The 12,141-nt window shown below is 71.3% G+C and carries 13 protein-coding genes; 10 read left to right on the plus strand and 3 right to left on the minus strand.

Going from position 1 to position 12,141, the window contains the following annotated elements:
- Positions 1-13: 13 nt before the first annotated feature.
- Positions 14-880, minus strand: a complete 867-nt coding sequence (locus ACQEVC_RS39695; RefSeq protein WP_432891967.1) for a helix-turn-helix domain-containing protein — start codon at positions 878-880, stop codon at positions 14-16.
- A gap of 306 nt (positions 881-1,186) precedes the next feature.
- Here ACQEVC_RS39695 and ACQEVC_RS39700 point away from each other — a divergent pair, with 306 nt between their 5' ends.
- From ACQEVC_RS39700 to ACQEVC_RS39715, 4 genes are all read left to right on the plus strand, one after another.
- Complete coding sequence (locus ACQEVC_RS39700; protein WP_432888728.1) at positions 1,187-1,336, plus strand: hypothetical protein; 150 nt, start codon at positions 1,187-1,189, stop codon at positions 1,334-1,336.
- Positions 1,337-1,370: 34 nt separating this feature from the next.
- The gene (locus ACQEVC_RS39705) at positions 1,371-1,568 is read left to right on the plus strand and encodes a hypothetical protein (protein ID WP_318401164.1); all 198 of its coding nucleotides are present in this window, start codon (positions 1,371-1,373) and stop codon (positions 1,566-1,568) included.
- 47 nt (positions 1,569-1,615) lie between these two features.
- Positions 1,616-2,200, plus strand: coding sequence for a DUF1707 SHOCT-like domain-containing protein (locus ACQEVC_RS39710; protein WP_318401163.1), 585 nt, complete (start codon positions 1,616-1,618; stop codon positions 2,198-2,200).
- Between the two features lie 117 nt (positions 2,201-2,317).
- Positions 2,318-2,842, plus strand: coding sequence for a tetratricopeptide repeat protein (locus ACQEVC_RS39715; RefSeq protein WP_432888731.1), 525 nt, complete (start codon positions 2,318-2,320; stop codon positions 2,840-2,842).
- A 6-nt stretch (positions 2,843-2,848) separates the two neighbouring features.
- Here ACQEVC_RS39715 and ACQEVC_RS39720 read toward each other — a convergent pair whose 3' ends face one another.
- Positions 2,849-3,784 carry a LysR family transcriptional regulator gene (locus ACQEVC_RS39720; RefSeq protein WP_432888733.1) on the minus strand — a complete coding sequence of 312 codons (936 nt, stop codon included), beginning with the start codon at positions 3,782-3,784 and terminating at the stop codon, positions 2,849-2,851.
- A gap of 29 nt (positions 3,785-3,813) precedes the next feature.
- Here ACQEVC_RS39720 and ACQEVC_RS39725 point away from each other — a divergent pair, with 29 nt between their 5' ends.
- The 5 genes from ACQEVC_RS39725 (at position 3,814) to ACQEVC_RS39745 (ending at position 9,727) form a co-directional block, all read left to right on the plus strand.
- Positions 3,814-4,545 (plus strand): succinate dehydrogenase cytochrome b subunit, encoded by a 732-nt coding sequence (locus tag ACQEVC_RS39725; RefSeq protein ID WP_432888735.1) that lies wholly within the window; start codon positions 3,814-3,816, stop codon positions 4,543-4,545.
- 20 nt (positions 4,546-4,565) lie between these two features.
- Positions 4,566-6,503 (plus strand): fumarate reductase/succinate dehydrogenase flavoprotein subunit, encoded by a 1,938-nt coding sequence (locus tag ACQEVC_RS39730; protein ID WP_432891970.1) that lies wholly within the window; start codon positions 4,566-4,568, stop codon positions 6,501-6,503.
- Positions 6,500-7,261, plus strand: a complete 762-nt coding sequence (locus ACQEVC_RS39735; protein WP_432888737.1) for a succinate dehydrogenase/fumarate reductase iron-sulfur subunit — start codon at positions 6,500-6,502, stop codon at positions 7,259-7,261. The genes ACQEVC_RS39730 and ACQEVC_RS39735 overlap by 4 nt, the downstream gene beginning before the upstream one ends.
- Before the next feature lie 206 nt (positions 7,262-7,467).
- Positions 7,468-8,484: a serine hydrolase gene (locus ACQEVC_RS39740; RefSeq protein WP_432888739.1), complete on the plus strand. Its 1,017-nt coding sequence runs from the start codon at positions 7,468-7,470 to the stop codon at positions 8,482-8,484.
- A 94-nt stretch (positions 8,485-8,578) separates the two neighbouring features.
- Positions 8,579-9,727: an MBL fold metallo-hydrolase gene (locus ACQEVC_RS39745; RefSeq protein WP_432888741.1), complete on the plus strand. Its 1,149-nt coding sequence runs from the start codon at positions 8,579-8,581 to the stop codon at positions 9,725-9,727.
- Between the two features lie 40 nt (positions 9,728-9,767).
- On the opposite strand, the gene ACQEVC_RS39750 is transcribed toward ACQEVC_RS39745, so the two are convergent.
- Entirely contained in the window at positions 9,768-11,252 is a 1,485-nt protein-coding gene (locus tag ACQEVC_RS39750) for an APC family permease (RefSeq protein WP_432888743.1), read from the minus strand.
- Between the two features lie 222 nt (positions 11,253-11,474).
- Between ACQEVC_RS39750 and ACQEVC_RS39755 the strand changes: the two genes are divergently transcribed.
- Positions 11,475-12,134: a GOLPH3/VPS74 family protein gene (locus tag ACQEVC_RS39755; protein ID WP_432888745.1), complete on the plus strand. Its 660-nt coding sequence runs from the start codon at positions 11,475-11,477 to the stop codon at positions 12,132-12,134.
- The last annotated feature ends 7 nt before the right edge of the window (positions 12,135-12,141 follow it).

The raw sequence follows: 12,141 nt of genomic DNA on the forward strand, positions 1-12,141 counted from the left end.
TCACCTCCTTCCGTCAATCCTGCTCGGCGGCACGGGTGATCAAGCGGACCGAGGCCGCCGGATTGAGCGCTGCCGCGCGTAGGTGCTCGAAGAGATCGGTGTAACTGGCAATGTCGGTGTCGCGTTCGAGGAACAGTGCGTTGACCCGGTTCTCGATGTAGACCAGGTCCGAATCGGCCGGATCTGGAAAACTCATGACGGCAAATGCGCCATACATGCCCGGGTGCGCGCCGACCTCGTAGGGCAGTACCTGAACGGTGATGTTGGGCAGCTTGGTGAGCTTGGCGAGGTGCTGCAACTGGTCGTGCATCACAGCCGCCCCGCCGACCTTGCGGTGCAACACGCTCTCATCGAGAATCGCCCACACCTTGAGCGGTTCGGCCTTGCTGATCGACTCCTGGCGCCTGAGCCGCGCCTCGACTCGCCGTTCAACCTCCGCCTCCGTGCCGTCCGGTAAGAGCCCGGCGGTGACGGCTCGGGCGTACGCCTCGGTCTGGAGCAGGCCGGGGACGAACAGCGACTCGTAGTTGCGGACCGACTGGGCCTCGGACTCGAACGAGATGTAGGTGCTGTATTCGTCGGGCAACTGGTCCTCGTACGCCTGCAACCAGCCCAACTGTCCGGCATCCTTGGCAAGATCGACCAGCTCGGCCCGGCGCTCCGGATCGGTGACGCCGTAAACGTCGAGCAACCCGAGCAGGGTTCGGCGCTGGGGGCGGGCCCGCGCCGTTTCGAGGCGCCAGAGGGTGGCCGGGTTCATGTGGGTCCGCTCGGCGACATCCTCCCGGGTGAGACCGGCGCCGTGTCGCAGTGCGCGGATTTCCGCCGCCAGTCGGCGCAGTCTGACGGTCGGCGGTTGCTTTCGTGCCGCCACGTTCATGCTCCTTCGCTCCTCTCCAGTCTCAGGTGGCTTGCGTTTGCAAGGCAATGGAAAAGCCGCGCGATGTGAACAGTGCGGGGCTTCGCAAGCCTTGCGTTCGTGCATGACGCTCCAGCAACATGACCCACAGTACGGCCCCGGTCACACCGTGATTGGCCCGTACCGGCCACGGCGCGCCGCGCACCTCCCCTGCTGGGGCGCGCCGTGGCCACCCCCGCCCTCGGGCGGATGTCCCGTTCCCGGGATGCCGGGTAGACCCTCTGGCGGCAACCAGCCGCCCGGCATCCCTCCATCCAGGAGGCCGCCATGCTGCTGCGCCTGTTCTGCACGGTCGTCGGCTGCACACTGCTCGGCTTCGGCGCCGGGCTCTTCGCCTTCAGGGTCAAGTCCCGGTGGTGTCCACGCTGCGGTACCACCACCTCCGAACTGGCCGGCCAGCACCGCGCCCGGCCCTGATCTCGGTAACCGGATCGCCAGGAAGGAACGGCTGATGAGCCTGGAGGAACTGACCCACAAGGAACCCTTCTACGCGGCTATGCGGCTGCTGACCGAGACGGCGTGGCGGCGGAACATGACGGTCGAGGCCCTACTGACCCTGACCGAGCTGCTCGACCCGGCCGACGACGCGAACACCGCACAACCGATGCGAGAGACGCGGACGCGGGGAACGCGGGAAACGCCCGACTGAGCCGGCCGGGCTTCTGTACCTGCCGACCGGACCGTAGTGTTGGTGAGGTGAGTGGCGATGTGGTCCCGCCGAGGCGGGAGGTGCGGTTGTCCGACGCCGAGCGGGAGAGCGTCGTCGCCCGGTTGAGCGCCGCGGTCGCGGAGGGCCGGCTGACCCTGCCCGAGTTCGAGGAGCGCGTCGACGGGGTGCTACGCGCCCGGACCGACGGCGACGTGCAGCCCTACGTCGCCGACCTGCCGGCCGTGGCCCCAACCGTCGCTCCCGACGAGGTCGTCGAGCTGACCAGCTTCGCCGGGGAGATCAAGCGCTCCGGCCGCTGGGCCGTACCCCGGCGGCTGGTGGTGCGCAGCAAGGCCGGCATGGTCAAGCTCGACCTGCGGCACGCCGTGATCAGGCACCGGGTGGTCGACGTCAACCTCGCCACCCAGGCCGGCTCGACGGTCATCGTGTTGCCGGCCGGCGCGACCGCCAACATCGACGGGGTCAACACGAGCGCCGGCACGGCGACGGCCAAGGTGCCGTCCACGCCCGAACCCGGCTCGACCGCCCCGCACATCGTCGTCACCGGCAGCACCGCCGCCGGCACCCTGGTCGTCCGCTACGAGCGCCGCTTCTGGCGCTGGAGCTGGTAGCGCAACCCACGCCGGCCCTCGGCCCGGCAGCGGCAACCAACCCCGCAGATGTGGCCCGGGTAACGCGGAGACAGCGTCGACAGCGGCTCAACCGGGCGGCTCTGCGAGTCTGTGTCGATGCAGGACTGGGAGCGGCGGGTCGCCGAGGCGTGGGCTTCGATCGACGACTACGAGGACCGGGACGACGACTTCCGTGCTCTGATCGACAGTCTGGCGGCGGAACTGCCCGCCGACGACCCGGTCGGCGCGTTCGAGCGGGCCTGCGCGTGGGATTCGACCGGGCACTCCGACCGGGCCGTGCCGCTCTACCGCTGGGCGCTCGACCACGGACTCATCGGTTACCGGCGGCGCCGGGCCGTGATCCAGATGTCCAGCTCGTTGCGGAACATCGGGCAGGCCGAACTCGCGGTCAGGCTGCTGAAGGCCGAGCGTGGCATCGATCCGGCGACGCTGGACGAGCCGACCCGGGGTCTCGGCGACGCGATCAGCGCGACGCTGGCGCTCTGCCTTGCCGACACCGGTCGCGAGCGCGAGGCGGTGTCGGTCGCGGTCGGCGCGCTCGCCCCGCACCTGCCCCGCTACCAGCGCTCGATGGGCAACTACGCGCGGCTGTTGCTCGCCCCGGACGACAAGCCGGAATAGCCGGCGTCAGTACGGCGTGACGCCCGCCGGCAGCGTCGAGTTCGCGGCGGCCGTACCGATGAATGCCAGCAGGATCCGCCGGAACGCCCGGGCCGCGTGCGTGGGTTCCGGCTCCCGGCGTCGGGCCAGCGCGATCGTCCGGTGCACCCCCGGCGGGGCCAGCGGGGTGACCCAGAGCCTCGGCCGCCGCGCCACCACGATGCCCGGCACCAGGGCCACGCCGAGTCCCGCCTCCACGAAGCTGAGCACCGCGTCCATCTCGCCGCCGTCCACCGCGAGCGACGGCTCGAAGCCCGCCTCCCGGCAGGCCCGCAGGGTGGCGTCCCGCAGGTCGTAGCCCTGCCGGAACATCACCAGCGGCTGGTGGCGCAGGTCGGTGAGGTGCATGGTGCCGGCCGAGTCGGTCATCGGCAGCGGGTTGAGCGAGGCGACCACCAGGTTGTCCCGGAGGATCGGCTCGGCGATCAGCGCCGGGTCGGCGCCGGTCGCGGGCAGGATGATCAGCGCCAGGTCCAGCTCGCCCCGGAGCAGGTCGCGGACGAGGTCCTGCGAGCCGCTTTCCTCCACCCGCAGGTCCACCCCGGGGTGGGCGTCCCGGAACCGGCGCAGCACCGCCGGGGCGAGCGAGGTTGCCAGGCTGGGGGTGGCGCCGAGGCGTACCCGGCCGCGCCGGACCCCGACGAGTTCCTGGACTTCGCGGCGGGCGGTGTCGACGTCGGCGAGGATCCGCTCGGCGAGCGGCAGCAGCACCTCGCCGGCCGCCGTCAGCCCGATGTTGCCGCGTACCCGTTCGAAGAGCGGGGCGCCGAGATCGGTCTCCAGGGCGTGAATCTGCTTACTCAACGACGGCTGGGTGATGCCGACAATGTCGGCGGCATGAGTGAAATGCCGGGTTTCTGCCACTGCCACGAAGTATCTCAACTGGTGGAGCTGCACATGCATAGCCTACAGCTATCGTCTCTGAGGCTTCGATGCATTGGACGACTAATCGGAGGTCTCCTAGCGTTTGTGAGGTGACAGCTACCTCGACGCGGTCGCCGATCCGGTCCAGCATCGGCCTCAAGGCCGTGATGGCGGTGACGGGCATCCTGCTGGTGCTCTTCCTGATCGCGCACATGCTCGGCAACCTGAAGATCTTCTTCGGCCCCGAGTCGTTCGACCACTACGCGCACTGGCTGCGTACCATCGGCGCACCCGTGCTGCCGGACACCTGGTACCTGTGGATCCAGCGCGCGGTGCTCGGCATCGCCCTGGTCGCGCACATCTGGTCGGCGACCGTGCTGGCCCGGCGGGCCCGGGCGGCCCGACCCGTCCGGTACGCGCACCGCCCCAAGGTGCAGGGCAGCTACGCGGCCCGGACCATGCGCTGGGGCGGGGTGATCATCGCGCTCTTCGTCGTCTACCACCTGCTCGACCTGACCACCGGCGATCTGAACCCGGTCGGCGACCCGCGCCGGCCGTACGCGAACGTGGCCGCCGACTTCGCCCCGGAGCGCTGGTACGTCACCCTGCTCTACACCGTCGCGATCGTGACGCTCGGCTTCCACCTGCGGCACGGGATGTTCAGCGCGTTCCGCAGCCTCGGTCAGCAGACTCCCCGGGGCGAGGCCAGGGCCCGGGCGATCTCGCTCGGCTTCGCCGTCGCGCTCTGCGCCGGATACCTGGTCGTCCCCTTCGCGGTGATCGCGGGATTGGTGCGTTGACGATGAACCCCACTAACGGGCTGGACCTCTTCACCATCGGCGAGCCGATCGCCGACACCAAGGCCCCGGACGGGCCGATCGAGACCCGCTGGCAGCGCCGCCGGTTCGCCGCCAAGCTGGTCAACCCGGCCAACCGGCGCAAGCTCACGGTGATCGTGGTCGGCACCGGGCTGGCCGGCGGGTCGGCCGCCGCGACGCTGGGCGAGCAGGGCTACCGTGTCAAGTCATACTGCTACCAGGACAGCCCGCGCCGGGCACACTCGATCGCCGCCCAGGGCGGCATCAACGCCGCCAAGAACTACCGCAACGACGGCGACTCGATCCAGCGCCTCTTCTACGACACCGTCAAGGGCGGCGACTTCCGCTCCCGCGAGTCGAACGTACGCCGACTCGCCGAGGTCTCGGTGGAGATCATCGATCAGGCGGTGGCCCAGGGCGTACCGTTCGCCCGGGAGTACGGCGGCCTGCTCGACACCCGCTCGTTCGGCGGCGCCCAGGTGCAGCGCACCTTCTACGCCCGGGGCCAGACGGGCCAGCAGTTGCTGCTCGGGGCGTACCAGGCGCTGGAGCGGCAGATCGGGCAGGGCCGGGTCGAGATGCACAGCCGGCACGAGATGCTGGAACTGATCGTCGTCGACGGCCGGGCCCGGGGCATCGTGGCCCGGGACCTGGTCACCGGCGAGATAACGTGCGACTTCGCCGACGCCGTGGTACTCGCCTCCGGCGGCTACGGCAACGTCTTCTACCTCTCCACCAACGCCAAGGGCTGCAACGTCACCGCCACCTGGCGGGCGCATCGCAAGGGCGCGCTCTTCGCCAACCCCTGCTACACGCAGATCCACCCGACCTGCATCCCGGTCTCCGGCGACCACCAGTCGAAGTTGACCCTGATGAGCGAGTCGCTGCGCAACGACGGCCGGGTCTGGGTGCCGAAGGCGGCCGGCGACGACCGCCCACCCCGGCAGATCCCGGAGGAGGAGCGGGACTACTTCCTGGAGCGGATGTACCCGTCCTTCGGCAACCTGGTCCCCCGGGACATCGCCTCCCGGGCCGCCAAGAACGTCTGCGACTCCGGCCGGGGCGTCGGGCAGACCGGGCTCGGCGTCTATCTCGACTTCGCCGACGCGATCGACCGGCTCGGCCGGTCCACCATCGCCGACCGGTACGGCAACCTCTTCGAGATGTACCAGCGGATCACCGGCGAGGACCCGTACGAGGTGCCGATGCGGATCTATCCGGCGGTGCACTACACGATGGGCGGGCTCTGGGTCGACTACGACCTCCAGGCGACCATCCCCGGCCTGTTCGTGATCGGCGAGGCGAACTTCTCCGACCACGGCGCCAACCGGCTCGGCGCCTCCGCGCTGATGCAGGGCCTGGCCGACGGCTATTTCGTGCTACCCAGCACCATCGCCGACTATCTGGCGGCCGGACCCTTCGAGGCGCTGACCGACGAGCACCCCGAGGTGGTGTCGGCCCGGGACGACGTGACCGACCGACTGTCCCGGCTGCTCGCCTGCCAGGGCGACCGCACCGTCGACTCGTTCCACCGTGAGCTGGGCCAGATCATGTGGGACCACTGCGGGATGGAGCGGACCGACGCCGGGCTGCGCAAGGCACTCGCCGAGATCCGCAGCCTGCGGGAGCAGTTCTGGCAGCGGGTGAAGGTGCCCGGCGACGGTGAGGGGCTCAACCAGGCGCTGGAGAAGGCCGGCCGGGTCGCCGACTTCTTCGAGCTGGCCGAGCTGATGTGCGTCGACGCGCTGCACCGCACCGAGTCGGCCGGCGGTCACTTCCGGGCCGAGAGCCAGACCCCGGAGGGCGAGGCGCAGCGCGACGACGAGCACTTCAGCTACGTGGCGGCCTGGGAGTTCACCGGCGCCGACCGCCCGCCGGTGCTGCACAAGGAAGACCTGCACTTCGAGTACGTCCACCCCACCCAGCGGAGTTACAAGTGAACCTGACCCTGCGGATCTGGCGCCAGAGCGGACCGGACGATCCCGGCCGGATGGTGAGCTACCCGGTCCCGGACGTCTCCCCCGACATGTCGTTCCTGGAGATGCTGGACGTACTCAACGAACGGCTGACCCTCGACGGCGAGGAACCGGTCGCCTTCGACCACGACTGCCGGGAGGGCATCTGCGGCGCCTGCGGCATGGTGATCAACGGCGTGGCGCACGGCCCGGAGCGGGCCACCACCGCCTGCCAGCTCCACATGCGACACTTCACCGACGGCCAGACCATCGACATCGAGCCGTGGCGGGCCAAGGCGTTCCCGGTGGTCAAGGACCTGGTGGTGGACCGGAGCGCGTTCGACCGGATCATCGCGGCCGGCGGATACATCACCGCGCCGACCGGCGCCGCCCCGGAGGCACACGCCCAACTGGTCCGCAAGTCCGACGCGGACGCCGCCTTCGAGTCGGCCGCCTGTATCGGCTGTGGCGCCTGCGTCGCGGCCTGCCCGAACGGCTCGGCAATGCTCTTCACCGCCGCCAAGGTGAGCCACCTGAGCCTGCTGCCGCAGGGCCAGCCGGAGCGCACCACCCGGGTCGTCGGGATGGTCGACGCACACGACGAGGCCGGCTTCGGCGGCTGCACCAACATCGGCGAGTGCACGGCCGTCTGTCCGAAGGGGATTCCGCTGACCAGCATCGGCCGACTCAACCGGGACTATCTGAAGGCCACCCGGGAGCGGGACGGCGCACCCGGCACCTGACCCGCCGGCACCCCTGGCCGGCACCCCCACCCACCTACACCGCCGATACATCGCGTCGTGCGGGAGCAGTAGGGCCCAGCGGTGCGGGCCGCGGTCGCCTATTGTTACCGGTCGGCAAGCCGCAAATCCGGCAGCCGCTCTCGCGGACCCGTCCGCACCGGGCAGCCGTCGGTCGGCGACCTCGACCCTCCGATGGGAGAGCATTGGTGAGCAGGGTGAATCGCAGGACCGCACTGGGCATCGGCACCGCCGCCACCGCCGGCGTCGTGCTCGGGACGGCCACTCCGGCGATGGCCGCTCCGAACAGCGGACAGGCACCTGAGAGCCCCGCCCGGGCCCGGGCCGACCAGGTCGCCGCGATCTACCGGCGGGAGAAGACCAGGGCCGGCGGCAACTGGTACGCGTACCTGAGCGTGGCCAGCGGGACCGGGCCGGCGCCGCTGCCGGCGGTACGGGAGAACCAGGACACGGTCGTCGAGGCGTACAGCGTCAACAAGATCGCGGTGGCCACGGCGGTGCTGGACAAGGTCGACCGGGGGCTGCTCACCCTGGACCAGCGGGTCGACGTCACCTCGGCGATCGTGGTGCCCGGCGGCGACGGCATCTTCAGCCTGGACGGCGCCTACCCCAGCTCGGTGACCCTGGGGCACGTGCTCGCCGCGCTGCTGACCGTCTCCGACGACACCGCCGTCCGGCTCTGCGGCCTGGTCTGCCCGGCCGCCGAACTCAACCAGATCCTGGTCGCCAAGGGCTTCCCGAAGACCCAGGTCGAACCGGTCGCCAACCCGAACCGGTTCTTCCTCGGCACCAGCACCGCGCGGGAAACCCACGACCTGCTCCAGGCGCTGGTCCGGGGCACGCTGCTCTCGGCCACGTCGACCACCTTCCTGCTCAACCAGCTCCGCGCGCCGATCGCGTTCACCGACGGCATCCGCCGGAACATGTCGTCGACCGACCGGGCCCGGATCGCCACCAAGGCGGGCTGGTTCGGCAACGCCCGGCACGAGGCCGGACTGATCTTCGACCCGGCCGGCGCGCCGGTACTGACGTATGTGCTCTTCGCCGACGGCCAGGCCGACCCGGACAACTTCGGCTCGACCCACCCGGCGGTGCAGGCCCGGGCGGCGATGGGCCCGGCCTTCCTCGCCGCGGTCGACGGTCTGCGGAACCTGTCCGTGCCGGCCCGCCGGCCGAGGATGTACCAGCCAACCAACGGCGGCTGACCTCCCCCGCCCGCCGGGCGGCGGCGCCGCGCTGCCGTCCGCAGCGGTGCCGGCCGGCGTACCCTCGCTCGTGAGGACGAGGGGGCGTCGGCACATGCGGGGAAGAGCAGGACGGGGCGACGTCGCGGCCCGGCGCCGCCGGCGCCTCCGGTGGTCGCTCGCGGTCGCCGCGCTCGGCGCGGCCGGCTGGGCGGTCCGGGACGTGCCGGCCGCGCTCGGCCGCCTCCCGGATGGCGCCCGGGCCGACCGGGTACGCCGCTCCCCGCAGTTCCGGGCCGGCGCGTTCCGTAACCCGGTCAGTACCCGGATCGCGCTGCCCGGCACCGGAAAGGGCATCCTCCGGGAGTTGATCTTCGGCAACCAGCCCCGGCGCCCGGCCGGTAGCGTGCCGGTGCTGCTGCCGGAGACCGTCGCGCCGGCCACCGCCCCACCCGGCGAACTCAGTGTGCTGTGGTACGGCCACGCGTCGGCGCTGATCGAGATCGAGGGACGGCGGATACTGCTCGACCCGGTCTGGAGCGACCGCTGTTCGCCGTCGGCCCGGATCGGCCCGCGCCGGCTGCACCCGGTGCCGGTGCCGCTGGACCGGCTCCCCCGGCTCGACGCCGTGCTCATCTCGCACGACCACTACGACCACCTGGACATGCCGACCGTACGCGCCCTGCGCGACACCCAGTCCGCACCGTTCCTGGTGCCGCTCGGGGTCGGCGCCCACCTGGAGCGCTGGGGCGTACCGCCGGAGCGGATCGTGGAGCTGGACTGGGGCGAGCACGCCTCGGTCGCCGGGCTCGACGTCACCGCCACCCCGGCCCGGCACTTCTCCGGGCGCGCGCTCGCCCGGGACCGTACCCTCTGGGGCTCCTGGGTGGTCGCCGGCCCGACCCGCCGGGTCTTCTGCTCCGGCGACTCCGGCTACTTCGACGGCTACGCCGAGATCGGCGCCGAGTACGGCCCGTTCGACGTCACGCTCATCCAGATCGGCGCGTACGCCACCGCCTGGCCGGACATCCACATGTTCCCGGAGGAGGCGGTCGCCGCCCACCTGGACCTGCGCGGCGGGCTCCTCGTGCCGGTGCACTGGGGCACCTTCAACCTCGCCCCGCACGGCTGGGCCGAACCGGTGGACCGGTTGTGGCGCGAGACCGAGGCCCGGGGCGTACGCCTGGCGGTGCCGCGCCCCGGTGAGCGGGTGGTCGTCGACCACCCGCCCCCGGTGGACGGTTGGTGGCGGTCGCTCGGCTGATCCAGGCACGGATCCCAGCCGCCGCCGGTGGAGGCGGCGGTCAGCGGGTCAGGGTGAGTTCCGGGTCCTCGGCGGGCGGCGCATCGGCCACGCCCCGGCCGACGGCCTCGTACACCGCCGGCCGCCTGGCCCGGAGCAGGAGCCCCCAGCCGAGCCCGACCAGCGCGGCTGCCAGGGTGACCCCGGGCAGCAGCCAGGCCAGGTAGCTCGGGTTGCCCGGGGCGAGCAGCGCGTCGAAGTTCACCAGCAGCACCAGCAGGACGGCGAGGAGCAGTCCGGTGGCCGACGCCGGGGCGACCAGCCGCTGCCAGGCACTCACCCCGACCTCCGGGCGGCGGCGGAAGAAGCCCACCACCGAGGCGGAGGTGAGGGTCATCAGCAGCACCACCCCGACCGCCGAGACACCGCTGAGCCAGGTGAACAGGTCGACCACCGGATCCCGGTCGGCCAGCACGAAGGCCAGCACCACGCCGAGGGCCAGTACGGTCTGGGCCAGCGAGCCGGCCACCGGTGCCCCGGTGCGGACCCCGGTCTGGCTGAGGAAGGCCGGAAGGACCCGCTCCCGGCCCAGCGCGAAGAGGTACCGGGCGACTCCATTGTGGAAGGAGAGCAGGGCGGCCAGCACCGAGGTGATGAAGAGCAGGTTCGCCACGTCCGCCACCGTGCTGCCGGCATGGTCGGCTAGAGTGCCGAAGACCACCCCCGGGCCGGCCTCGACCGAGGCGGCCTGCGCGTTCCCCGGGCCGGTGACCACGGTCAGCGCCCAGGCGGAGAGCGCGTAGAAGGCACCGGTGAAGGCCACTGCGACGTAGGTGGCCCGGGCCACGGTGCGGCGTGGATCCCGGACCTCCTCGCTGTAGATCGCCCCGGACTCGAACCCGGTGAAGCTCGCGATCCCCAGCGCGAGCACCGCACCGAGCCCCGCCCCGAAGAGGTTGCCGGGGTCCAGCCCGGCCAGGCTGATGCTGCCGCCGGCCGGGTTGCCGAGCGAGACCACGTCGAAGACGACGACCGCGAGGCATTCGAGCAGCAGCAGCACCGCCAGGACCGTCGCGTTCAGGTCGACCTGGAGTACCCCGAGCACCCCGACCAGCGCCAGCCCGACCAGTGCCCAGACCCACCACTGCTGCTCGACGCCGAACTTCGTCGCCATGAAGTCGCCGAGGATCGCGCCGAAGAGCCCGTACAGTCCGATCTGGATGGCGTTGTAGGAGGCCAGTGCGACGAACGAGCCGGAAACGCCGCCCGCCCGGCCCAGGCCGTTCGCGATGTAGGAGTAGAACGCGCCGGCGTTGCTGACGAATCGGCTCATCGCGGCGTAGCCGACCGCGAAGACGCCCAGAATGGCGGCGAGCAGCACATAGGACAGCGCCGCGCCGACGTTGCCGCTGACGGCGTACATCGTCGTGATGCCACCGCCGAGCACGGTCAGCGGCGCCGACGCCGCGACGGTGAAGAAGACGAGATGCACGGTGCCCAGGCGTCCCCGGCGCAGGCCGGACTCCAGGGCGGGACTGGATGACATATGTCGGTCTCTCTCGGTGTGGGGGGAACGAGAAAGGGACTCTCGAACGACACCGGAGAGGGTATGGGCGATCACGCCCCGCGACAAGAGATCGACGGACCACAGTGTTCAGACACGCACGGCCAGGGCGGGTTGAACGGACAGTGCGCATGCCGTACCGTCCTGCATCGACATTGAGGAGTGACCGATCCGGCATGTCGGCCGGCCGGCCAAGGATGACGGATGACGAATTACCCCGGCCCACCCACCGAGCGGCTGGCCGACGATCTGTTCCTCATCGCACACGATGACTACAGCGGCAAGCCCCTCGCCGCGGCGAACCTGGTGGATGCCGCCCTCTCCGGCGCGCTCATCGCCGAACTGCTCTTCGACGGGCGGATCACCCTGGTCCGGTCCGCCGTCTACGTCACCGACGACCGGGTTTGGCAGGAGCCGGTGACCGACCGGGTGCTGGCCGAAATGGTATGCCGGGGCGACGGCCATCCGGCGCGTTCCTGGCTGGAGTTCCTCGCTTCCCGGGTCCGGGACCACGTCGGCGACCGGTTGGTCAGTGCGGGCGCGGTCCGCCGGATGACCGCCCGTGGGCTGAACTTCCGCACGACGGTCCGGTTTCCCGGGCTCGACCCGAACCGGGTCGCCCGGCCCCGGGTCCGGCTCAACGCCACCCTGGAACGCTCCGACCAGCCGCTGGACCCCCGCACCGCGACGCTGGCCGGGCTGGTCCGGGCCGGCGGCCTGGTCCGGGCGTTGATCCCGAGCAACCGGTCGATGGTGACCGAGCGGATCGCCGCCGGGCGACGACTGCTCCCGACGGAACTGGGCGACCTGCTCAACGCGGTCGACGCGGCCGTCGCCGCCACGGCGCTCACCGTACGCCGCTGAACCGCTC

Source organism: Plantactinospora sp. CA-294935, assembly GCF_050936445.1.
Classification (GTDB): Bacteria; Actinomycetota; Actinomycetes; order Mycobacteriales; family Micromonosporaceae; genus Plantactinospora.

What these genes read in the sequence shown, in the direction of transcription:
- ACQEVC_RS39695 (WP_432891967.1), bottom strand. Translation starts at nt 880, where the DNA reads ATGAACGTGGCGGCACGAAAGCAACCGCCGACCGTCAGACTGCGCCGA.
- ACQEVC_RS39745 (WP_432888741.1), top strand. Translation starts at nt 8,579, where the DNA reads ATGCGGGGAAGAGCAGGACGGGGCGACGTCGCGGCCCGGCGCCGCCGG.
- ACQEVC_RS39720 (WP_432888733.1), bottom strand. Translation starts at nt 3,784, where the DNA reads ATGCATGTGCAGCTCCACCAGTTGAGATACTTCGTGGCAGTGGCAGAA.
- ACQEVC_RS39700 (WP_432888728.1), top strand. Translation starts at nt 1,187, where the DNA reads ATGCTGCTGCGCCTGTTCTGCACGGTCGTCGGCTGCACACTGCTCGGC.
- ACQEVC_RS39715 (WP_432888731.1), top strand. Translation starts at nt 2,318, where the DNA reads ATGCAGGACTGGGAGCGGCGGGTCGCCGAGGCGTGGGCTTCGATCGAC.
- ACQEVC_RS39750 (WP_432888743.1), bottom strand. Translation starts at nt 11,252, where the DNA reads ATGTCATCCAGTCCCGCCCTGGAGTCCGGCCTGCGCCGGGGACGCCTG.
- ACQEVC_RS39725 (WP_432888735.1), top strand. Translation starts at nt 3,814, where the DNA reads ATGCATTGGACGACTAATCGGAGGTCTCCTAGCGTTTGTGAGGTGACA.
- ACQEVC_RS39705 (WP_318401164.1), top strand. Translation starts at nt 1,371, where the DNA reads ATGAGCCTGGAGGAACTGACCCACAAGGAACCCTTCTACGCGGCTATG.
- ACQEVC_RS39755 (WP_432888745.1), top strand. Translation starts at nt 11,475, where the DNA reads ATGACGAATTACCCCGGCCCACCCACCGAGCGGCTGGCCGACGATCTG.